Origin of the sequence: Aquipseudomonas ullengensis (genome assembly GCF_014174475.1) — a bacterium.
Taxonomy (GTDB): domain Bacteria; phylum Pseudomonadota; class Gammaproteobacteria; order Pseudomonadales; family Pseudomonadaceae; genus Aquipseudomonas; species Aquipseudomonas ullengensis.
The window spans coordinates 172,335-194,525 of record NZ_JACJUD010000005.1; the positions used below are offsets into that span (position 1 = coordinate 172,335).

At 62.2% G+C, this 22,191-nt stretch carries 18 protein-coding genes; 4 read left to right on the plus strand and 14 right to left on the minus strand.

What is annotated here, in order from left to right; genetic code table 11:
- Positions 1 to 9: 9 nt before the first annotated feature.
- From H3H51_RS15910 to H3H51_RS15930, 5 genes are all read right to left on the minus strand, one after another.
- Positions 10 to 699 carry an ABC transporter permease gene (locus H3H51_RS15910; protein ID WP_183090040.1) on the minus strand — a complete coding sequence of 230 codons (690 nt, stop codon included), beginning with the start codon at positions 697 to 699 and terminating at the stop codon, positions 10 to 12.
- 100 nt (positions 700 to 799) lie between these two features.
- The gene (locus tag H3H51_RS15915; protein WP_183090041.1) at positions 800 to 1,576 is read right to left on the minus strand and encodes an ABC transporter substrate-binding protein; all 777 of its coding nucleotides are present in this window, start codon (positions 1,574 to 1,576) and stop codon (positions 800 to 802) included.
- Between the two features lie 506 nt (positions 1,577 to 2,082).
- Complete coding sequence (gene acs, locus H3H51_RS15920; protein WP_183090042.1) at positions 2,083 to 4,038, minus strand: acetate--CoA ligase; 1,956 nt, start codon at positions 4,036 to 4,038, stop codon at positions 2,083 to 2,085.
- Between the two features lie 271 nt (positions 4,039 to 4,309).
- Positions 4,310 to 4,888, minus strand: a complete 579-nt coding sequence (locus H3H51_RS15925) for a hypothetical protein (RefSeq protein WP_183090043.1) — start codon at positions 4,886 to 4,888, stop codon at positions 4,310 to 4,312.
- Between the two features lie 162 nt (positions 4,889 to 5,050).
- A complete protein-coding gene (locus H3H51_RS15930; RefSeq protein WP_183090044.1) occupies positions 5,051 to 6,607 on the minus strand; it encodes a sigma-54-dependent transcriptional regulator in 1,557 nt (518 codons plus the stop codon).
- Positions 6,608 to 6,875: 268 nt separating this feature from the next.
- Between H3H51_RS15930 and phhA the strand changes: the two genes are divergently transcribed.
- Both phhA and H3H51_RS15940 read left to right on the plus strand, forming a co-directional pair.
- A complete protein-coding gene (gene phhA / locus H3H51_RS15935) occupies positions 6,876 to 7,661 on the plus strand; it encodes a phenylalanine 4-monooxygenase (protein WP_183090045.1) in 786 nt (261 codons plus the stop codon).
- 219 nt (positions 7,662 to 7,880) lie between these two features.
- Positions 7,881 to 8,237, plus strand: coding sequence for a 4a-hydroxytetrahydrobiopterin dehydratase (locus H3H51_RS15940; protein ID WP_183090232.1), 357 nt, complete (start codon positions 7,881 to 7,883; stop codon positions 8,235 to 8,237).
- A gap of 237 nt (positions 8,238 to 8,474) precedes the next feature.
- On the opposite strand, the gene H3H51_RS15945 is transcribed toward H3H51_RS15940, so the two are convergent.
- Both H3H51_RS15945 and arfB read right to left on the minus strand, forming a co-directional pair.
- Complete coding sequence (locus H3H51_RS15945) at positions 8,475 to 9,455, minus strand: sensor domain-containing diguanylate cyclase (RefSeq protein ID WP_183090046.1); 981 nt, start codon at positions 9,453 to 9,455, stop codon at positions 8,475 to 8,477.
- Positions 9,456 to 9,552: 97 nt separating this feature from the next.
- Positions 9,553 to 9,966 carry an alternative ribosome rescue aminoacyl-tRNA hydrolase ArfB gene (gene arfB / locus H3H51_RS15950; RefSeq protein WP_183090047.1) on the minus strand — a complete coding sequence of 138 codons (414 nt, stop codon included), beginning with the start codon at positions 9,964 to 9,966 and terminating at the stop codon, positions 9,553 to 9,555.
- 121 nt (positions 9,967 to 10,087) lie between these two features.
- Between arfB and H3H51_RS15955 the strand changes: the two genes are divergently transcribed.
- On the plus strand, positions 10,088 to 11,335 hold the full coding sequence (locus H3H51_RS15955; RefSeq protein ID WP_183090048.1) for an MFS transporter: 1,248 nt from the start codon (positions 10,088 to 10,090) through the stop codon (positions 11,333 to 11,335).
- Positions 11,336 to 11,346: 11 nt separating this feature from the next.
- On the opposite strand, the gene H3H51_RS15960 is transcribed toward H3H51_RS15955, so the two are convergent.
- Together H3H51_RS15960 and H3H51_RS15965 are read right to left on the minus strand one after the other, a co-directional pair.
- The gene (locus H3H51_RS15960; protein ID WP_183090049.1) at positions 11,347 to 11,769 is read right to left on the minus strand and encodes a VOC family protein; all 423 of its coding nucleotides are present in this window, start codon (positions 11,767 to 11,769) and stop codon (positions 11,347 to 11,349) included.
- Positions 11,770 to 11,779: 10 nt separating this feature from the next.
- A complete protein-coding gene (locus H3H51_RS15965) occupies positions 11,780 to 12,202 on the minus strand; it encodes a YciI family protein (protein WP_183090050.1) in 423 nt (140 codons plus the stop codon).
- A gap of 236 nt (positions 12,203 to 12,438) precedes the next feature.
- On the opposite strand from H3H51_RS15965, the gene H3H51_RS15970 reads away from it, so the two are divergent.
- Positions 12,439 to 14,046 carry a methyl-accepting chemotaxis protein gene (locus tag H3H51_RS15970; protein ID WP_183090051.1) on the plus strand — a complete coding sequence of 536 codons (1,608 nt, stop codon included), beginning with the start codon at positions 12,439 to 12,441 and terminating at the stop codon, positions 14,044 to 14,046.
- Positions 14,047 to 14,091: 45 nt separating this feature from the next.
- Here H3H51_RS15970 and H3H51_RS21290 read toward each other — a convergent pair whose 3' ends face one another.
- The 5 genes from H3H51_RS21290 to H3H51_RS15995 form a co-directional block, all read right to left on the minus strand.
- Positions 14,092 to 16,026, minus strand: a complete 1,935-nt coding sequence (locus H3H51_RS21290; protein ID WP_183090052.1) for a putative bifunctional diguanylate cyclase/phosphodiesterase — start codon at positions 16,024 to 16,026, stop codon at positions 14,092 to 14,094.
- 164 nt (positions 16,027 to 16,190) lie between these two features.
- Positions 16,191 to 17,012, minus strand: a complete 822-nt coding sequence (locus H3H51_RS15980; RefSeq protein ID WP_183090053.1) for a transporter — start codon at positions 17,010 to 17,012, stop codon at positions 16,191 to 16,193.
- Between the two features lie 93 nt (positions 17,013 to 17,105).
- Entirely contained in the window at positions 17,106 to 17,774 is a 669-nt protein-coding gene (locus H3H51_RS15985) for a DUF3313 domain-containing protein (RefSeq protein WP_183090054.1), read from the minus strand.
- 229 nt (positions 17,775 to 18,003) lie between these two features.
- Positions 18,004 to 19,926 (minus strand): alkyl/aryl-sulfatase, encoded by a 1,923-nt coding sequence (locus tag H3H51_RS15990; RefSeq protein ID WP_220791037.1) that lies wholly within the window; start codon positions 19,924 to 19,926, stop codon positions 18,004 to 18,006.
- 590 nt (positions 19,927 to 20,516) lie between these two features.
- The gene (locus tag H3H51_RS15995; protein ID WP_183090055.1) at positions 20,517 to 21,740 is read right to left on the minus strand and encodes an OmpP1/FadL family transporter; all 1,224 of its coding nucleotides are present in this window, start codon (positions 21,738 to 21,740) and stop codon (positions 20,517 to 20,519) included.
- Between the last annotated feature and the right edge of the window lie 451 nt (positions 21,741 to 22,191).

Below are 22,191 nucleotides of genomic sequence, written 5' to 3' on the forward strand. Positions count from 1 at the left end.
CCCTCTTGCTCACAGCTCAGCGGCCTTGATGCCCGTGGAGTAACGCTGCTCCAGGAAGCGCAAGGCGATCAGGGAGACGGTGGTCAGCACCAGGTACAGCGCAGCCACGGCCAGGAAGAAGGTGAACGGCTCACGCGTCGCATCGGCGGCGCTCTTGGCCTTGAACATCATGTCTTGCAGGCCGACCACGGAAATCAGCGCGGTGGCCTTGGTCAGCACCAGCCAGTTGTTGGTGAAACCAGGAATGGCGAAACGAATCATCTGCGGCACGAGGATGCGGAAGAACACCTGCAGCCCGCTCATGCCATAAGCCGCACCCGCCTCGCCCTGGCCCTTGGGAATCGCCATGAACGCACCGCGGAAGGTTTCCGACAGGTAGGCGCCATAGATGAAACCCAGGGTGCCGACACCGGCAGCGAAAGGGTTGAGGTCGATGTAGTCCTCGTACCCCAGCATCGGCGCCAGGCGATTGAGCATGTCCTGGCCGCCGTAGAAGATCAGCAGGATCAGCACCAGATCGGGGATCCCGCGAATCACCGTGGCATAGGTCTCGCCCAGCAGTGACAACCAGCGCATCGGCGACAGGCGAAAAGCCGCGCCCAACAGCCCCAGCACGACCGCCATGGCCATGGAGCACAGCGCCAGCAGCAAAGTGAGCCAGGCGCCGTCGAGAATGGTCGAGCCGTAGCCGTTGAGCATGATCGGAATTCCTCAGGCGTTACGCGGGACAGCGTCCGCTACAACGAAAAAGTGGCGCAAACCGCACGGGGGAAGTTTGCGCCACTTTTCTGAAAGGCGATTACTCGCCGTAGACGTTGAACTGGAAGTACTTGTCCTGGACTTCCTTGTACTTGCCGTTGGCGCGGATCGCCAGGATGGCAGCACTGATCTTGTCGGCCAGGGCCTTGTCGCCCTTGCGCACGGCAATACCCTGGCCTTCGCCGAAGTATTTGACGTCGGTGAAGTCCGGGCCCACGAAGGCGAAGCCTTTGCCAGCGTCAGTTTTCAGGAAGCCGTCATCGATGTTCACCGAGTCAGCCAGGGTTGCATCCAGACGACCGGAAGCCAGGTCGAGGAAGATTTCGTTCTGCGAGCTGTAACGCACGATCTCGGCGCCAGCGGCGGCGAAGACGTCAGTGGCGTAGCGGTCATACACGGAGGAGCGCTGTACGCCGATCTTCTTGCCTTTCAGGTCGGTGGCCGGATCTTTCATCTCGGCACCAGCCTTCATCGCCAGCTTGGCCGGGGTGGCGTAGTACTTGCCGGTGAAGTCGACCGACTTCTTGCGATCGTCGGTGATCGACATGGACGACAGCACGGCGTCGAACTTGCGCACTTTCAGGGCCGGGATCAGGCCGTCGAACTCCTGCTCAATCCACTGGCACTTGACCTTCATCTCTTCGCACAGGGCGTTGCCGATGTCGTAGTCGAAGCCGCTGATGCTGCCGTCGGGCTGCTTGAAAGCGAACGGTGGGTAGGCTGCTTCGATACCGATGCGCAGGGGTTTGTCATCGGCCTGAACCAGCGCGGCGAAAGCAGAGAGCGCCAGGGCGCCGAGAAGTACGATCTTCTTCATCTTGTGACTCCTTCGAGATAGGGCTGCGGTGGGCAGAATGCGATTCGCCAGGGCCGTGGGTGAATTGTAGGAAGTGTCACCATCTTTGCCGCCCGCGAGGGGCAAACAAGAGGGCCGGCCAGGTGGGCGGCATTCTAACGAGAGGGGGAAGGTCGATATTTCTTGAAAGCGACAACAAGTTACAGAAGGCCCGTACAGGCCGGGGGCGAGCCTTGACAGCCCGATCAGAACATGACCAGCGGGACAGAAAAAGACAACCCAGTATCAAAGCAATAGCCACGCCACTTTTTCGGCAACCTTGTAAACACTAGGGGTTGCGCCTTTAAGTCGATTTTTCTCGACGACCTTTACGCCCCGCAAAGGGGCATTCGCACCCACCGCACCCCGAAACAGCGCAGGGTGTTACTCGATCGGTGTTACTGAGCGCGACAAAACCGATATTCATCGTCATTAAAAAGAACAACCCCGGCTTGTGGCCGGGGTCGTTTGGGGTGCGCAACGCCAGGTCAGGCGGCTTGCATGGTGCGGTGAGTCTCTATGAGATGTTGCACCACACCGGGGTCAGCCAGCGTGGAGATGTCGCCGAGGGCATCGTATTCGGCGACGGCGATCTTGCGCAGGATGCGGCGCATGATCTTGCCCGAGCGGGTCTTTGGCAGACCAGGCGCCCATTGGATGACATCTGGCGAGGCGATCGGACCGATCTCCTTGCGCACCCAATTCTTCAATTCCTGGCGCAGCTGCTCGGAAGCCTCCACGCCGCCATTCAGGGTCACGTAGACGTAGATGCCCTGACCTTTTATGTCGTGCGGCACACCGACCACCGCCGCTTCCGCGACCTGCGGGTGGGCGACCATAGCACTTTCGATCTCGGCAGTACCCATGCGGTGGCCGGAGACGTTGAGCACGTCATCGACGCGGCCGGTGATCCAGTAGTAACCATCTTCATCGCGGCGAGCACCGTCACCGGTGAAATACATGCCGCGGAAGGTCTTGAAGTAGGTGTCGACGAAACGGTCGTGATCGCCGTACAGGGTGCGCGCCTGGCCCGGCCAGGAGTCGATGATCACCAGGTTACCTTCGGCGGCGCCCTCGATCAGGTTGCCCAGGTTATCCACCAACGCCGGCTGCACGCCGAAGAACGGACGGGTCGCCGAGCCCGGCTTGAGCGCGGTGGCGCCCGGCAACGGGCTGATCAGCACGCCACCGGTTTCGGTCTGCCACCAGGTATCGACGATCGGGCAGCGCGATTTGCCGACGTTCTCGTGGTACCAGTGCCAGGCTTCCGGGTTGATCGGCTCACCGACCGAACCGAGCAGACGCAGGCTGGAGCCATCGGCGCCCTCCACCGCCGCCTTGCCCTGGGCCATCATGGCGCGGATCGCGGTCGGGGCGGTGTAGAGGATGTTGACCTTGTGTTTGTCGATGATCTTGGCCACACGGGTCACGTCCGGGTAGTTCGGCACACCCTCGAACAGCAACGTGGTCGCGCCATTGGCCAGCGGCCCGTAGACGATGTAGCTGTGCCCGGTGACCCAACCGACGTCCGCAGTGCACCAGTAGACTTCGCCCGGGCGGTAGTCGAACACCCGCTCATGGGTCAGAGCAGCGTACAGCAGGTAGCCGGCGGTGGTGTGCAGCACGCCCTTGGGTTTGCCGGTGGAGCCGGAGGTGTAGAGGATGAACAGCGCTTCCTCGGCGCCCATTTCCTTCGGCGCGCAGACGCTACCGGCGACCTTCATCAGGTCCTCGAACCAAATGTCGCGGTGCTGGTTCCACTTGATGTCGGAACCGGTGCGTTTGCACACGATGACTTTCTGGATGCTGGCGGTTTGCGGGTTGGTCAGCGCGTCGTCGACGTTGGCTTTCAGCGGGACTTTCTTGCCGCCGCGCAGGCCTTCGTCCGCAGTGATCACCACTTTCGACTGGCAGTCGATGATGCGCCCGGCCAGGGCTTCCGGCGAGAAACCGCCGAACACCACGGAGTGGACGGCGCCAATGCGCGCACAGGCCAGCATGGCCACCACGGCTTCGGGAATCATCGGCATGTAGATGGTCACCACGTCGCCGCGATGCACGTCCTGGCCGCGCAGGGCGTTGGCGAACTTACAGACTTGTTCGTGCAGTTCGCGGTAGGTGATTTCCTTGTGCTCGGACGGGTCGTCGCCTTCCCAGATGATCGCCAGCTGATCACCGCGCTCGGCCAGGTGGCGGTCCAGGCAGTTGGCCGAGACGTTGAGGGTGCCGTCGGCGAACCATTTGATATCGACGTGGTGGTCGTCGAAGGAGGTCTGCTTGACCTTGGTGAACGGCTTGATCCAGTTCAACCGCTTAGCCTGCTCGCGCCAGAAACCATCGGGGTTGATCACCGACTGCTGGTACATGGCCTTGTAGGTGGCCTCGTCGGTCAGCGTATTGGCAGCGACCTCGGGACGGACGGGATACAGGGAAGCAGCACTCATGGTTATACCTCAGTGAGGAGTTGTTCTTGTATGGCGCCTTTTGTATCCCCCTGCCCTTTTCAGGGCCATTCGACCATCGTCTTACCGCTCTACGACCTTCGTCCCAAGCCATTTGTGAGGCAAAAAAAAGGCGACCCTGAGGGTCGCCCACAATTCATTCCGGGGAGGGAATGTCAGAAACGCTGTCCGGGATTCGCAGGAACCGGACGCTGCAGATTGTTACCCGCCGCCGGTCACTGCACCATTCCACCTAAGTCGCATGCCCGGCCGACTAGCCTGGCCGCACGCGGCGCGCCCGCCCCCTTCCCGGCATCCCGGCCACACAGGCGAAAACCAGCGCAGCGCCACAGGCCATCAGCAACAGAGCGGTGAACACTGCCAGCACATGCTGGCAAGGCAAGACGTGATTCCACAGCCGCGCCACGCCGAGAAACGCGGCGAACAGCCAGCCGGTGGTGGACAGCGCACCCAGCAGCGCCAAACGGCTGCGCAGTGGAAAAGGCAGGGAGCAGAACGAACCGCACTGCAGCGCGGGGAAACCGATCCGGTGCAGCAGCACGCCATTGAAGCTGAGCAACACGACGATGACGACCTTGGCCCAGAGCTTCTGGTTCAGCAGGTAGCCCTGGCCTTCGTCGAGATAACCTTGCAGCACCAGCAGCAGACCGCTGATCCACAGTGCCAGCAAGGCCAGGCTGACAATGCGCTGGGTTTCCGCGAGGTAGTCGAGTTGCAGCGCATTCAGCGGGCTGGCCCGCCACTGCCAGAGTTTATGGTCGGCAACCAGCACACGACCGAGGGCCAGGCAGCTCGCCAGCAGATGGGCGTAAACCAGTAGGGTTTTGAGCATTGCACCGTCCTTGCCTGCGTTCTGGGCAAGGCCCAGTCGGGCTTGCGGCCAGAATGCTAGCAACGCGACTTACCCCCAGACAGTCAGCCACCTATCCACCAAAAGTAGGAACTGCCCGGCCTGACTGTGAACGGCTTGGAATATTCGACAAGCTCCTGACGCTCAGGACTCCTTGCCCAAGCCATGCTGACGCAACTTGTTGGCGATGGTGGTGTGCGACACACCCAGGCGCTTACCCAGCAGGCGACTGCTCGGGTGATCGGCATACAGGCGCTCCAGCACCACCTTTTCGAAGCGCCCGAGGATGTCGTCCAGGTTGCCCTCGGTGGAAAACTCGCCCAACGGCTGCGGCGCCCCATAGTCCGGCAAGCGGATGTGCTCGGCCTTGACCGTGCCGCCCTCGCACAGTGAAACGGCCTGGAACAGCACGTTCTCCAACTGGCGCACGTTGCCTGGCCAATGGTAGCGACCGAGGCGCTCGAAGGCCTGGGGCGCCAGCTTGGGCAGCGAGCAGCCGATCTGCCGGCTGGCCGAGTCGAGGAAGTGTTCGACCAATGGGCCGAGGCCATCCAGGCAATCGCGCAGCGGTGGAATGTGCAGGCTGAGCACGTTGAGGCGGTGGTACAGGTCCTGGCGAAATTCCCCCTTGCTACACAGCTCGGACAGGTCGACCTGGGTGGCGCAGATCACCCGCACATCCAGATAGACCTCCTCGTCGCTGCCGACCCGGCGGAAGCAGCCGTCCTGCAGAAAGCGCAGCAGCTTGGCCTGCAGGCGTGGGCTCATCTCGCCTACGCCATCGAGAAACAGGGTGCCGCCTGCGGTCAGCTCCAGCAGGCCGAGCTTGCCTTCCGGCCGCGCGCCCTCGAAGGCGCCGGGGCCGTAGCCAAACAGCTCGGTCTCGGCCATGGATTCCGGCAGCCCCGCGCAATTGAGCGCCATGAACGGCGACTGCCCGCGCGGACTGGCCAGGTGGCAGGCCCGCGCCAGCAGTTCCTTGCCGGTACCGGTTTCGCCCTCGATCAGCAGCGGCGCGTCCAGCGGCGCCATGCGCCGGGCCTCGCGCACTACCGCAGCCATCACTTTCGAGCTCTGGAAGATGCTGTCGAAGCCGCGCAGTTCCTGCTTGCGCACATGGTAGATGCGCTCGCCGACGCGGTCGGCGCGGTGCAGGGTGAGTACGGCGCCAGCCAGAGCCTCGCTCTCGTCGTGTTCGGACTGCAGCGGCGCGATGTCGGCGAGAAAGATGTCACCCTTCACTTTCACCCGCAGGCCATTGATCCGCGCCTGGTTGGCGCGCACCAGTTCGGGCACGTCAAAATCGTCGATATAGCGTGACAACGCCATGCCCGGCACCTCGTCGACACGCACCCCGAGCAGCTGCGCGGCGCTGCGGTTGGCGGCGACGATCGAGCCGCCCATGTCGATCGACAGCACCGGGAAATCCAGCGCACCGAGCAGCGCATTCAGCTCCAGGTGCCGACGCTCGCTGGGCATCAGGCCGACGCGTTTGACCCCGAACACCCCGCCAATGCCTTCCAGCTTGGGCCGCAATGCCTGGAACTGCAGGTTGATCAGGTTCGGACAGTGCAGATAGATGGCGTTGCCCTGCTCGCCGCCGACTTCGCCACGGGCGACGTTGATGCCGTAGTCGACCAGCAGGTTGAGGATGTCGCGCAGGATGCCGACGCGGTTCTGGCAGTGGACTTTGATGCGCATGGCGGGACTCTGTTCGGTCTTGTTATGGCGATCAGCCAGGAACAATCGCTGGCTGCGACAGATTATTCGTCAAGAATATGTGACAAAAACACAAAGCAACAAGGCGACGATGCGCCACTCCAGCCAACTCGTAATGTTTTATTTACAAGCTAAACCCTCTCAAACGCCCATGCGCCCGCACCAACCTGCTGTTTTGCCGGACCTGCTGCGTTATTGCTAGGTCAACACAACAACAAGCGCCGGGTTGACGGCGGACGCGAGGCAGGCGATGAAAACCACGCAATACGTGGCCCGGGAGCCCGATGTCAGCGGCTTTATCCACTATCCGGCCGACGAGCATGAACGCTGGAATACCCTGATCACCCGCCAGCTCAAGGTGATCGAAGGCCGCGCCTGCCAGGAATACCTCGACGGCATCGAACAACTCGGTTTGCCCCACGAGCGCATCCCGCAGCTGGGCGATATCAACCGGGTGTTGCAGGCCGCCACCGGCTGGAGCGTGGCCCGGGTGCCGGCGCTGATTCCGTTCCAGACCTTCTTCGAGCTGCTGGCCAGCAAGCAGTTTCCCGTCGCCACTTTTATCCGTACGGCCGAGGAACTCGATTACCTGCAGGAGCCGGATATCTTCCATGAGGTCTTTGGCCACTGCCCGCTGCTGACCAACCCCTGGTTCGCCGAGTTCACCCACACCTATGGCAAGCTCGGCCTGGCCGCCAGCAAGGAAGAGCGGGTGTACCTGGCTCGGCTGTACTGGCTGACCATCGAATTCGGCCTGATCGACACGCCGCAGGGCAGGCGCATCTATGGCGGCGGCATCCTTTCCTCGCCCAAGGAGACCGTCTACAGCCTGTCCAGCGCCCCGGAACACCTGGCCTTCGACCCCGTGGAAGCGATGCGCACGCCCTACCGCATCGACATCCTGCAGCCGTTGTACTTCGTTTTGCCGGAACTCAAGCGCCTGTTCCAGTTGTCCCATGAAGACATCATGGGCATGGTCCAGCGCGCCCGGCAGCTGGGCCTGCATAGCCCGAAATTTCCGCCGAAGGCCGCTTGATAACCTGCCTAGGATCTCTTGATCGTCAGCCATACTGCGTTGCAATCGGGCTCGGCCTGCTCATTTACACCTCGTAAACTCCGCGGCCTCGCCCAATTGCGCCTTGCCTGGCTCTAGCTCAAAAGATCCTAAACAGGTTCTGACAACTGCTGGTTGGATTGAGAGGCGCAAAGCTCAAGCCAACCTACGCTGTGTTCCCCCTCGAATCCTGGAGAAAACCTGATGAGCCTTGCCCAAGCCAACTGCGAAGCCTGCCGCGCCGATGCGCCCCATGTGTCCGAAGCGGAACTGGCCGAGCTGATCCGCGAGATTCCGGACTGGAATATCGAAGTCCGCGACGGCCACATGGAGCTGGAGCGCAGCTACCTGTTCAAGAATTTCCGCCATGCCCTGGCCTTCACCAATGCGGTGGGCGTGATCGCCGAGGAAGTCGGCCACCACCCGGCCCTGCTCACCGAGTGGGGCAAGGTCACCGTGACCTGGTGGAGCCATGAGATGAAGGGCCTGCACCGCAACGACTTCATCATGGCCGCCCGCACCGACCTGCTTGCTGCTGGTGCCGAAGGCCGCAAGTGAGCTGATCTGACCGTAGCGGCTGCTTGCGCCGGGCCATATCGGTGGAAAATGCTTCGCAGTTTTCCACCCTACCCAAACCTGCAGGCGCCGTAGGGTGGATAACGCTCTGCTTATCCACCATGACAGCCCCGCAAGCAGCCTCATCCGTGCCGGAAGATACCAATCCCATCCCGGGATCACCGAGTCGGTTATGGCTTTTCTGGATCCCCGCCTTCGCGAGGACGACAGGAGTGGAGCTCAGCCCTGGTCCGAGCGCCCCACCTGCGGCTCGCCGAGGAACGTCGCCTGTTCGTGGCGATCGCGGCCCTGCTGCTTGGCGCGGTAGAGCAGCTTGTCCACCGCCTCAATAAAGCTCAGCGGCGTGTCGTCCACGGCCGGGATGATGGTGCCGACACCCAGGCTGATGGTCAGCAACGGCGCGACATTGGAGTGCTCGTGGGGGATCTGCTGCTTGTGGATCAGCTTGCGGCAGCGCTCGGCCACTTGCCGGGCCGCCTGGCCGTCGGTTTCCGGCAGCACCAGGACGAACTCCTCTCCGCCGTAGCGCGCGATGCAGTCCCGCGGGCGCACCGCCAGGTCTTGCAGCGCCTGGCCGACGCGCTTGAGGCAGTCGTCGCCCTTGATATGGCCGTAGTGGTCGTTGTACTGCTTGAAATAGTCGATATCCAGCAGGATCAGCGATAGCGGCTTGCGCGTGCGCTGGGCGTTGGCCCATTCGATCTGCAGGGTCGAGTCGAACATGCGCCGGTTGTTGATGCCGGTCAGGCCGTCCTTGTAGGAGAACTCCTCCAGCTCCTTCTGCAGGCGCAGCACTTGCTCTTCGGTCTTCTTGCGCTCGCTGATGTCGAACATGAAGCCAACCAGCGCCTCCACCTCGCCCGCCGCGTTGCGCACCACGTGCACCACGTCGCGAATCCACACATAGTCGCCACTCTTGGTCAGGGCGCGGTAATCGGCCTCGTGGTCGACGCCGTTCTGCGACTGCGAGATGCAGAAATTCACCACCGTCTCGCGCTCATCCTCATGGATGCGCTCGGCCCAGTCGTTGGCGCTGATCCAGCTCTGCTGCGTCCAGCCCAGCAGGCTCTCGATCTGCGGACCGATGTAGGCGAAGGTCATGGTCTTCCAGTCGATCTTCCAGGGGATCGCCTTGGTCGACTCGAGCAGGGTCTTGTACACCGCGCTGTCGGTTTCTACGGCTTGGTTGAGGTCGGTCATGGGGTGAACTCCACACGCGATTCGTTCGGCGCGAATCACACGGCTAGGGGAAGGCCACTGCCGAAGCAGCGTCTGCTTCGTTTATACAAGCAAACGCTTAAAAATCCACCTTGCCACGCCCGGCCTTGATCGCACCGCGCTTGGTCTTGCCTTCCAGACGGCGCTTCTTCGAGCCCAGGGTGGGCTTGGTCGGGCGCCGCGCCTTTTCCGTCTTGCCGGCGCTGCGGATCAGCTCGCCGAGGCGTTCCAGGGCATCGGCGCGGTTCTGTTCCTGGGTGCGGTACTGCTGGGCCTTGATGATCACCACGCCTTCGGCGGTGATGCGGCTGTCGCGCAGCTCCAGCAGGCGTTCCTTGTAGAACGGCGGCAACGACGAGGCCTGGCTGTCGAAGCGCAGGTGCACGGCGCTGGATACCTTGTTGACGTTCTGCCCGCCGGCGCCCTGGGCGCGGATGGCGGTCAGCTCGACTTCGTCGTCGGGCAGATGAACGGAGTTGGAGATCACCAGCATGGCGGAGTCCGAAACAGGGGCGCACAGCATAACGCAGAACGAACGGGGAACATTTGCCCACACCCGCCTGACCAAACACCCAGTCTTGTCAGCTCCGCCGGCTTCTCCTAGGGTAAAAAGCATGTGGCCTCAGATCGCCCCCATCAGCTCGCTATTGACCGGAGTCGCACTCCTGCTGCTCGGCAATGGCCTGCTCAACACCCTGCTCACCCTCAAAGGGGCGGAACAGGGCTACTCGACGACCCTGCTCGGGCTGATCATGTCCGGCTACTTCACCGGCTACTTTCTCGGCAACTGGCTGGGTGGGCCGCTGATCCGCCGCGTCGGCCATATCCGCGCCTTCGCCTTCTGCTGCGCGCTGGCCGCCATCTGCGCGCTGCTGCATGTGCTGATCATCAACCCCTGGGTCTGGGTGGCACTGCGCTTGATCTACGGCGTCGCCCTGATCTGCCTGTACATGGTCATCGAGAGCTGGCTCAACGCCCGCGCCAACAGCGACAACCGCGGCAAGATCCTGGCCCTGTACATGGCGGTCAACCTGGGCGCCCTGGCGCTCGGCCAGCAGTTGCTGCGCCTCGACACCTCGCTCGGTTTCACCCTGTTCGCCCTGGCCGGCATGATCATCGTCTCGGCGCTGATGCCGGTCACCCTCACCCGCCAGCTGCAGCCCACCCTGCCAGACTCGCCGAGTGCCAACTTGCGCGAGATGCTGCGCATCGCCCCGCTGGCGCTGGCGGCCTCGGCGCTGTCCGGCCTCGGGCTGAGTGGCTTCTGGGGTATGGCGCCGGCTTACGCCAACCTGATCAGCCTGGACGCCGCTGGCGTCGGCCTGCTGATGACCCTGACCATCCTCGGTGGCGCCCTGCTGCAATGGCCTATCGGCCGTTACTCTGACCGCCACGATCGACGCAAGGTGCTGAGCTGGGTGGTGGCCGGCGCCGCGCTAGCCGCCGCCACGATGGTGATACTGGGCCCGGGTACGCCGCTGCTCGCGCTGTTTTTCCTGTTCGGCGGCCTGTCGTTCGCCATCTACCCACTGGCGGTGGCCCTGCTGATCGACCAGTTGCACCCGGACGAAGTCCTGAGCGGCTCGGCCAGCCTGTTGCTGGTCAACGGCATCGGTTCGTCCTGCGGCCCGTTGCTGGCCGGTCTGTTGATGCAGCAGTTCGGCGCGGTGGCGCTACCGGTTTACTTCACCGCCACGCTCGGCGTGCTGGCCATGTACGCCTTCTACCGCATCCACCGGGTCAGCGACCTGATCGCCGAGTCGCCGGCGCAGTTCGTGCCGATGCTGCGTACCGGCCCGACGGCGCTGGAAATGGTGCCAGAGGCACCTACGCCAGACGCCGAACCACCAGGCACCCGTTAATCCCGCTCACCTCAGGCGAGTGCCTGGCAGTCGCCAGAGAAGTTGATCATCCATGGCACGCCGAAACGGTCGGTGAGCATGGCGAAGCCTTCGGCCCAGAAAGTCTTCTGCAACTCCATCTGCACCGAGCCCTGAGCCGCCAGCTCGCGATACAGGCGCTCGGCATGCGCCAGGTCGTCGGCCTGGATCGAAATATGGCAGCCTTTGATCCCACCATGGGAATCGCCCGGCATGTTGTCAGAGCCCATCAGCAGCTCGCCGCCCGCACTCAGGCTGGCGTGCATGGTGCGGTCGCGGTGTTCCGCTGGCACGTCGCCGCAGGCCGGGCTGTCGGCGAACGGCATCACCATCAGTTCGCCGCCGAACACCTGCTGATAGAAGCGGAAAGCCTCGGCACACTGGCCGTCAAAGATCAGGTAGGCATGGAGTTTCATTTCGTCCTCCTCAATTCTTGTTCATCTGGGCGCGCAGGCGTTCTTCCTGCTCACGCAACTCGGGAGTGAAGGCTTCGCCGAAGTCCTCGGCCGCAAATATCTGGCGAATCTCGATCTCACTGTCGCCCGGCATCGGGTTGGGGCAGCGCTTGACCCAGTCGATGCACTCGGCCAGCGAGGCCACTTCCCACAGCCAGAAGCCGGCGATCAGCTCCTTGGTCTCAGCGAACGGGCCATCGACCACGCTGCGCTGGCTGCCGGAAAAGCGCACCCGGGCACCTCGCGAGCTGGGATGCAGCCCCTCGCCCGCCTGCATCACCCCGGCTTTGACCAGTTCCTCGTTGTATTGGCCCATGGCCGCCAGCAGCTCCTCGCTGGGCATTTCACCGGCTTCCGACTCCGGGGTGGCTTTGACTATCACCATGAAACGCATTGTCGCTCTCCTCTTCTATACATCCCTGGTTACCGCCGCACGTGCTGCGGCTCTGTGGAGTAGTCGAAGCAGCACACGGCCATTCGACAGCTGCCTGAGATTTTTAGTCGAATTTCGCCAACCAGCCTTCCAGCGCCCTGAGTCGACAGCCTCTGCAGGCCAGGAAAAGCCTGATCCTGCCCGTCCAGCGGTGAACTAGGCTTAGTCCACCGCCCGACTGCGTTGGAGTGCTACCCATGAAAATTCGCCAGAAGATGATCGCCAGCGGCGTCATCAGTGTGATCGCCGCTGCCCTGCTCGGCGGCATCGGTTTCTGGGGACAAACCCGCCTGGCCGAGGCACTGGCCGAGAACGAGCTGAGCGTAACCGCCCTGCGCAATCACCTGGAGGGCGACATGATGCACGACGCCCTGCGCGCCGATGTGCTCGCCGCCTTCGTTGCCGAGGCCGGTGACAGCGCCGCAGCCGAGCAGGTGCGCAGCGACCTGCATGAGCACAGCGCCTGGTTCCAGCGCGCCCTGGAAGCCAACTCCAAGTTGCCGCTGAGCGCCAACATCCGCCAGGCGATTGCCGACTCCAAGCCGGCACTGACCACCTACATCGCCGAAGCCGAACGCATCAGCGCCAGTGCGCTGCGTGATCCACAGGCCGCGCGCAGCGAGCTACCCAACTTCATGCAAAGCTTCGGCGTGCTGGAAGAGAAGAATGAAGCGCTCAGCGGGCTGATCGAACAGCATGCCGCAAAAACCCGCAGCGACAGCGAAGCCGCGGTACGCCAGGCCGCCTGGCTGCTGATCGGCGGCATCCTGGTAGTATGCTGCCTGCTCACCCTGCTCACCGGCCAGCTGATGAAAGCCGTGCTGCGCCCGCTGGAAAAGACCGTAGCCGTGGCCCGCGCCATTGCCCAGGGCAACCTGCGCAGCATCATCAGCGTCGACAGCAACGACGAAGCCGGCCAGTTGCAACAGGCCCTGGCCGACATGCAGGGCAACCTGCGGCAGATGATCGAAACCATCCGCCAGGAAAGCACCCAGTTGCAGCAGACCGCCCAGCACCTCAACGACGCCTCGCAAAGCATCGTGCACAGCGCCAATGCCGAATCCGACAGCGCCACCAGCATGGCCGCCGCCATGGAACAGATGATCCAGAACATCGCGCAGATCGCCGTCCACGCCCGCGATGCCCAGGAAATCTCCTCGCAATCCGAAGACCTGGCCAGCAGCGGCGGCCAGGTGATCCTCGGCGTGGTCGAAGGCATGAGCCGGATCGCCGACGCGGTCAACGAGTCCTCCACCACCATCACCGCCCTGGGCCAGTCGTCCGAAGAAATCCACTCGATCATCCAGGTGATCAAGAGCATCGCCGAGCAGACCAACCTACTCGCCCTCAACGCCGCCATCGAAGCGGCACGGGCTGGCGAGGCCGGACGTGGCTTTGCCGTGGTCGCCGACGAGGTGCGCAACCTGGCGGCCCGCACCGCGCAATCGACCCAGGAAATCACCAGCATGATCGAGCGTATCCGCAGCAGCACCGAGCAAGCGGTGAACAGCATGCAGACCGGCGTGACGCGGGTGAACGACGGCGTCAGCCTGGCCCGCCAGGCCGGCGAGTCGATCAATGAAATCAGGGGCGGCGCGCACCGCGCAGCGGAAGTGGTGGAGGAGATTTCCCACACCATCGGCGAGCAGAGCAAGGCCAGCAGCGAAGTGGCCCAGCGCGTCGAACACATCGCCCAGATGTCGCAACAGAACAACCGCACTGTGCATGACCTGGCCGGCGCCGCCCAGCGCCTGGAAGGCGTGGTGCGCAGCATGCAGAACTCGGTGCTGCAGTTTCAGACGTGAATGAGGCGGCCCCCGAGCAGGCAAACCGCCGGCGCCCTGCCCGACTCAGCGCGGTGCCTGCAAACCTGACAGCGGGCTGCTCGCCGAGACAGTCGACCTGGCAAAATCCGCGAAATACTCAGCCGCCATCGGCCGGGCGAACAGGTAGCCCTGCCCCTGATCGCAGCCCAGCTCGGCCAGCAACTGGCGCACGGCCTCATCCTCGATGCCCTCGGCGGTGGTCAGCAGCTTGAGGCTTTTAGCCATCTGGATGATCGCCGTGACGATGGCCTGATCCTGGGCATTGTCCTGCAGGCGGCGCACGAACGACTGGTCGATCTTCAGCTTGTCGACGCGAAAACGCTGCAGGTAGGACAGGTTGGAATAGCCGGTGCCGAAGTCATCGATGGACAGCTTCACGCCCAGCGCCTTGAGGCGATAGAGCATGTCGATGAAGGCTTCGGAATCCTGCAGCAGAATCGACTCGGTCAGTTCCAGTTCCAGGCAGGCCGGGTTAAGGCCGTAGCGGTTGAGGGCCGCGCGCACCATGACCTCCAGGTTGCTGCGGCGAAACTGCACAGCCGAGAGGTTGACCGACACCACCATGCGCGGCAGACCCGCGGCCTGCCAGAGCATCATCTGCCGGCACGCCTCGTTGAGCACCCACTCGCCGATCTCGACGATCAGCCCCGAGCGCTCGGCCACGCCGATGAAGCGATCCGGCGCGATCATCCCCAACTGCGGGTGCTGCCAGCGGATCAGCGCCTCGGTGGCCAACAGGCGACCGCTGCGGATATCCACGATCGGCTGGTAATGCAGCACGAACTCCTCGCGGGCCAGGGCCTGACGCAGGTCCAGCTCCAGCCCCAGGCGCTCGTGGGTATCGGCGTTCATCTGCGCGTCGAAGAAGCAAAAGCCATTACGCCCCGCCGCCTTGGCCTGGTACATGGCCATGTCCGCATGCATCAGCAGTGTTTCGAAATCGTCGCCATCCTCGGGAAACAGGGCGATGCCGATGGAGATCGAGGTGACGATCTGCATGCCCTTGAGGGCGAAGGGCTGCGCCAGTTTCTCCTGCACCTGCGCGGCCACGGCCGACACCGCCGCCGGGTCGTCGACATCGGCCAGGGTCATCAGAAACTCGTCACCGCCCTGGCGGCTCACCGTATCCATCTCGCGCACGGAGCCCTGCAGGCGCAGGGCAACCTCCTTGAGCAACTCGTCGCCGGCGCTATGGCCAAGGGAGTCGTTGATGGTCTTGAAGTTGTCCAGGTCGAGAAACAGCAGCGCCACGCGCTTGCCGTAGCGCCGCGCCTGGCCGATGGCCTGTTCCATGCGGTCGTGGACCAGCAGGCGGTTGGGCAGATTGGTCAGCGCATCGTGCTGCGCCAGGTGGGTAAAGTTGGCTTCGGAATCCTTCACCCGCAGGATTTCCTGCTGCAGGCGCAACAGCGTGCGGCGCAGGTCATTGGCCAGCAGCCACACCGCCGCCGCACACATCAGCAGGATGCTGCTGACGTTGACCATCCGCCCGATGCTCAGCGGCCGCGGTTCGAAATGCTGCAGGCCACTGAGCGCCGCATAAGTGAGGAACGCCACCACCGCCAGCATGCTCAGCAGCAGGCCGATGAACTGGCGCAGCGGCGCCACCATGCCCGCGACGATCAGGACACCGGGAAACGCTAGCAGCGCACCGCTGTACAAGCCCTGGCTGAACCACAGGGAAATGCTCAGCAGCAGGGTCAGCGACACCAGCACCAGCGTAATCGCCACCTCGGTGGCGCCACGCTGGTTCAGGTACCGCCCGAGCAGCACCATCACCAGTGCCGACAGCACCATCGCGGCATTCAGCCAGTCCCCCACTAGCAAGGGATAGATACCGATAGACAGCAGCACCACAGACACCACATTGGCGATCTGCGCCAAGCGCCGGGCCTGCAGGCGCCGATCCAGCGGATCGCCCTGCTCGACCCGGTCCTGCGTATTTTGCGCACGCGTCATATACGACTTCACTTCCATGAGGCGACTACTGCGAGGTGGCCAGATTCTGACCGAAGGGACGCACGCTAACCAAAAGTGAGAGGTCGGGGCAAGTGTGTGGTGGGCGACTGTCGGCCAGATATGGCTATTCGCTGATTACAAAATCCGGGCCGACTCATAGCTTTTCAGCGGGGGAACAAAAACGTCACGGCCACACGAAATCCCCAGCCTTGCGGCCCATCCGTCGGGCTGTCTAGCCAATACCGCGGCCCTGCTTGCACAGTCAAAGGCTGCCCACCGAGCTTCAACAATTGAGTCACTGTCAGGTTGACCGGGACCGACCATTCACGCGATTGCCAGTTGTAGGTCGACTCGCTGTTGACGCCAAACGTGGTGAGCGTTGCGTTGGTATACGAAAGGAAGGGCTGCATGAATGTCTGGTTGACCTTGTCCTTGTCATCCGCAGGACTGCCTTCCAGGCCCCATATATGGTTGGCGAGGACGCCGTGCGTCCAGCCATTGGATTGCTTCAGTGCGACCACCGTCGGGCCGAGCCCCCATTGTTCGCTGCCCAGCAACTCGTCACTGGCGGTGGGTATCAGCAGCGCAGGGCCCGCCCCCAGAATCCAGCCGCTGGCCGTGGGCTTTCTCGGCGAGAAGAAGAAACTTTGGGTGATATCGCCAACCCCGGATTTGTCTGCTGCCCCATTCGCAGCCAGACCATGCTGATCGATGACAGGCAGGATGGTGCGAGAAATCAGGTTCCAGTCGTCATTCAGCGTAAAGGGCAACACGGGCTGAATATTGGTGAGACTGCGCATGCCGTCACCGCTTGGCCCCATCTTCTGGTCCCAGTTGTACTGCACCGGAAGGCTGTACATGGCCGCGACCGGGTTGAGGGCTTGCTTGGCCAGCTCCGCCGAGTCTTCGGCATGGGTGGCAGGTGCCAGGCACAGTGCTGCTGCGAGGGTCGAAGCGGTACATATCCACTGATTGTTTGAAGCCATAGTTGTCACCTGCCGAGTCAGAAGTGTGTGCGCAAAGACGGCTCTATTGAGTTCAGTAGGCCCACGCCGTGAGTACAGCGTAGGGCTCCCCTCCTACTTAGATTTGAGCATCTCGAATGACTTGAACATGTCCGCTGCCCAGCCATCGAGCACGGCACGAGCGTCTGTGGCTTGCAGGACCTGAGATGAGTTTTCCAGCTCCTTACCTGCGCCCTTTCGCACCACTTCGGCCACCACCTTGTTGTCACTGTCGAGGAAGATTGCTTCGGTTGAGAGGCTGGTGTCCTGGTCACGAATACCAGTAGCGACACTAACCCCAGCGGCAACCAGGGCGATGGGAATCACCTCGTAGGGCCGTAGCCCCTTGGTCTTGGCACTGACGGCAGTAATAGCAGGGCGCACGATCAATACACCCGGTCCAGGGCCGTTGGCCAACGGCAAGGCCTTGGCGAACTGCGTTTTCAGGACCTGATCGTAGTATTGGGTAATGCCCTGCAAGGTACTCGCCGGGACTTTCTCGGTAGGCTGAGGCTGCGGGTAGAGCTGGCTGGGCTCGATATAGACACTGGTGAAGCGACTCACATCCACACCCGGTTGTACCCAGCGCATGACGGGCGCCCCGGACGGCGATTTGTCTTCCTTGAGGATGCTGTAATCGATCAGAAACCCGGAGTACTGCTCGGGCTCGACGTACTTGCTCGTACAGCCCGTGAGAATGATGAGTGCAAGGGAAACGGGTAACGCCAGCGACTTCGTCTTCATCGTACTGCTCCTGGTGATAGCGATCCTGCGAGAACGCTTGGCATAAGTGGGCAACGTTGCGCTTGCGACAGCCACGCGCTGCCAGAACATGAGATGCGCAAGGGAGGTCCTGGTGGCCGAGTTGCATTGCCCCCTGATGTGTGAGGGCGACGCTTCGGCAAAAGGAAGGGCAAACCATCAGCTTCCGCCAATGGCTTGCCCTTGATGCCATCAAGCACCAGGCGGTGCGTCACGGAGTGACGATGTTGAACCAGAAGTCGAAGTTATCCATGTAGCTCATCAACTCCTCCAGCTTGCCCTGCTCGCCCTGCACCTTGATCGCACCTGAACTCTCCGCGTCTTTCAAGGTGGTCTCCTTGAGCATGACCTTGTTCAGGGTGGCGCGGGTCAGGGTGATGGTCGCGTCGGCATCTTTCGACTGCATGCCCTCGGTGTGGTTGAGCACGCCATTGACCATCTCCAGCACGTATTTCTGCTTCAGGTCGGTGAAATCGAAGTTGAGGGTGATGTGCTTGTCTGCAACCTCCGGCCCTTTCAGGCGCATGGCCAGATAGTCGAAGAACAGGTCCAGGTCCATGGCCTTGACGGTGTCGGCGCTGGCGGTGTCCGGTGTCGGCAGTTTCTGCACGCCATTGCGCAGCTCCTGGGCGCCGGTCAGGTAGAAGTTGCGCCACGGGCCACTCTCGGCCTGATAGCCCAGCTGTTCCAGCGCATCGGCTTGCAGGTTCTTCGCCGCCTGGTTGTTCGGGTCGGCGAACACCACGTGGTTGACCACCTCGGCTACCCAACGGAAATCGCCCTTGTCGTAGTACTCCTTGGCCTTTTTCAGTACTGCGTCAGCGCCGCCCATCATGTCGACATAGCGCTTGGCTCCTTCCTCCGGTGGCAGCTCGTTGAGGGTGGCGGGGTTACCGATAAACCAGCCCAGGTGCAGGACGTAGGTGGCCTTGACGTTGTGGTTCAGCGAGCCGTAGTAGCCGCGGTTGGAGAAGTGCGTGGCGATGTTTTTAGGTAGTTTCACCTGCTCGCCGATCTCGGTCATTGTGTACCCCTTGTTCGCCAGGCGCAGGGTCTCGTCGTTGATGAAACGGTACATGTCGCGCTGCGACGACAGCTGCTCCTTGACCTCCTTGTTGCCCCAGACCGGCCAGTGGTGCATGGCGTACATCACCTGCACATCGTCGCCCCATAGCTTCAGCGTCTCGTTGAGGTACTTGGACCAAGGCAGCGGCTCGCGGATCTTCGCGCCGCGCAGCGAGTAGGTGTTGTGCAGGGTGTGGGTAGAGTCTTCGGCCGTATTCAGGGCCTTCAGCTCCTTGATGTAAAAGAGCATCTCGGCCGGCGCCTCACTGCCCGGCGCGTAGAGGAACTCGTAGTTGAGCCCGTCGATCACGTGGGTCTCGCCGGTCTTCTGGATGATATCGGTCGGCGGGATCAGGGTTACGGTGCCAGCGGAGGTAGTGGTGCCCAGGCCGGCGCCCAGCTGGCCGGTTTCGTTCGGCGGCAGCAGGTTGCCGTACATATAACTGGCTCGGCGGCTCATAGCGGTGCCGGCCATGACGTTCTCGGCAACCGCATGCTCGAGGAAGCCCAGTGGGGCATAAATCTTGACCTTGCCGGAGGTGACATCGGCCTCGTCCACCACGCCGCGCACGCCGCCGTAGTGGTCGACGTGACTGTGGGTGTAGATCACCGCTACCACGGGTTTCTTCGGCCGATGCTTGAAGTACAGCTCGAGGGCGGCCTTGGCAGTTTCGCTGGAGATCAGCGGGTCCATGACGGTGATACCGGACTTGCCTTCGACGATGGTCATGTTCGACAGGTCGTAGTTACGCACCTGATAGAGACCCTCGGTGACCTTGAACAGGCCGGAGATGTTGATCAGTTGCGACTGGCGCCACAGGCTGGGGTTGGTGGTGTCGGGGGCCGCCTGGCCTTCCTTGATGAAGTTGTACTTGGCCGGGTCCCAGATCATGTTGCCTTTGGCGCCCTTGATCGGCTCCGCCGGCAGCGGTGCGATGAAGCCTTTATGAGCCAACTCGAACGACGTCTTGTCGTCGAACGGCAGCTCCTTCAGCAACGCGTCGTTTGCGGCCTTGGTGGCGCTGGTTGCTGGCTTGGGAGCTTCTGCGGCCCACGTTTGAGTGGCCATCGAGACACTCGCGGCGAGCAGGAAAGAAGCACCGAACCTGAAAATCTTCGCAGAAGAAGAACGGGCATGCAGGGCGGTGGAGGCGGTCATACGCATTGAAATCTCCCTATTACTTAATGAGCTGTGCCGTTCCCGGCAACTGCCAGCAGTACGCGTCGAGGGTGCCAATACCGCGAGTTCAAGGCGGTTTCAGCCAGATGGCACTTCCCGACTATTCGGTCAAATAGACTCAGAAAAAAACGTAGCCCGAAATGATGAAGTTGCAAGCACCGATGAGAAAGCGGGGCTTCTACAGCGGTCGTTTTGGGAGGGGCGCTATAGAAATTGATGCGTCATTTGTGGGGGGGGATGGGCTATAGCCATGGTGACGAGGGCGGGGCCAGATGCAAAAGAATTTGTTACAAACGCTAGGCCGATTCTGTTGAAAAAACCGCCTCGATATCGTCACGAAAGAGCGTGGGCGACGTTTAACGGAGCTGTCTTGGCTTTTACTTAGCAGCACCACAATCGGCGTTTTCGAGCGGCCGAGTAGCCGCTCTTTCAGGCAGTGCTTTTCCACCCAGTCGGCAAGAAGCTGCCCTTCGCAAGCGTTAAAAGTGATAGGCCCCGGAAACGATTACGGCGTAAGGGTGCTCTGTTTCGCCCACCACTCGCCCGCGCAAGGCCGAGGGGCCGGTATCCACGGGTGACTTTCCGAAGTCCACCAGGTGCAAATTGAACTCGACGGCCTTGCCGTTGCCGTGGTCCACCTGCACCCCGGCACCTACGCCCCACATGCGGTCTAGCGCCATGGCCAAGGTCCGCTTGTCGTCGTCCACCGGTGCCTGTACGTAGAAGGTGTCGAGGGTATAGCGAAGGCCCCCGTTAGCCGGGAAGCCGTAGCCCAGGGTGCCGGCCCAGAAGTTGTTGAAGCCGCCGTCATCCAGGTCGAGGGTAGTACCGTCCATAGATATGGAGTTGGCACCGAACCTGGAGAACTCTACCCAGGCAAGGTCGGCGACGATGAACGCCCCCGAATCCAATTCGTGGTGCACGCCGCCGATGATCCGCTGCGGCATCACCTGCTCGACCTCGATTTCGTCATCCAAGGTGCCTCGCTCCAGCAGGCCTCCGATCACTGGCCCGGTGTTGCGGAACTTGAGATCGCCGTCAATATCGGTCTTCGACTCGCTGGTATAGACCAGACCGAAGCGGGTCTTCTCGGTCATTTCCCACAGCAGCGAGAGGCTGAAGTTGGTGCCCACTCCGTCGAGGTCGGCCTCCAGCTTTCCATCACCGGCGCCAGGCGTCAGCGTGTTGATGGCCACTTCCGATTGCGACGAGATGTAGTTGATGCCCACAGAGGCCCCTAGCGACCACTGCTCGTTGATGCGCCAGGACAGCGCCGGTGTGACGGCCACGTATACCAGCGAGTAGCTGTCGCTGTAGTAGCGGCCGGCCCAGTCGGAGCCGTATTGCGAGCCGAACCCGGACGGAATGGTTAGCGAGATACCGGCATGGATTGTCTCGGTGAGCGGCCGGACATAATAGGCTTGGGGAATCATCACAGGGTTGAGGTCGTTATCCGGGTCGCCACCACTGGTAGTGGTCCTCCCCTCATCTACCTCGAAGGTACCGAACCCGGTGGCTTGCATCAGACTGATGGACGTACTGGGCTTGTCCAGGCGAGCCATGCCGGCGGGGTTATCGCTGGCGGTTTCCGCACTATCGGCGCTGGCTGCTATACCGGCAAAGCCTGCCGAACCGGCCAGCACGGGCGCGGCACCGAGACACACGAACACGCCGGTCAACACCTGTAGCGATGCAACTCTCATGAAACCTCCTTGGCTGGTGAGAAATAAGACCGCACGGCAGCGCCTGCTCAATTCTTCAGCGAATTTGGCTGTTCCATTGGGGAGTGCCGAGCGAGCGCTGGTTTGCACGGCAGAATGACGTGGTAGGCCGATAGCCGAGCGGCAGGGTTATCCATACGGATATCGCCGGACTCGCTCCAACCCTGCCCCCTGCTGAGCAGCTTCCATTGCGAGTCAAGCTGGTCGCCCAGTTGTTCTGCGCCGAAAAATGCGCCGCGAGGGCGCTGGTACGCCACATTGAGCATCCCCTGCCATGACAAGCAGTAGCCTAGTCAGAGGAGACGAACACGCAACTTGGTCGCAGCAGAATGCGAATATCGCTCTTATTTCGCGACGTGACTTGGCGAGACGAAACACACCCTCCACGCGCCAGCCATAAAAAAGGCCGCTCTCAGAGCGGCCTTTTTCATTG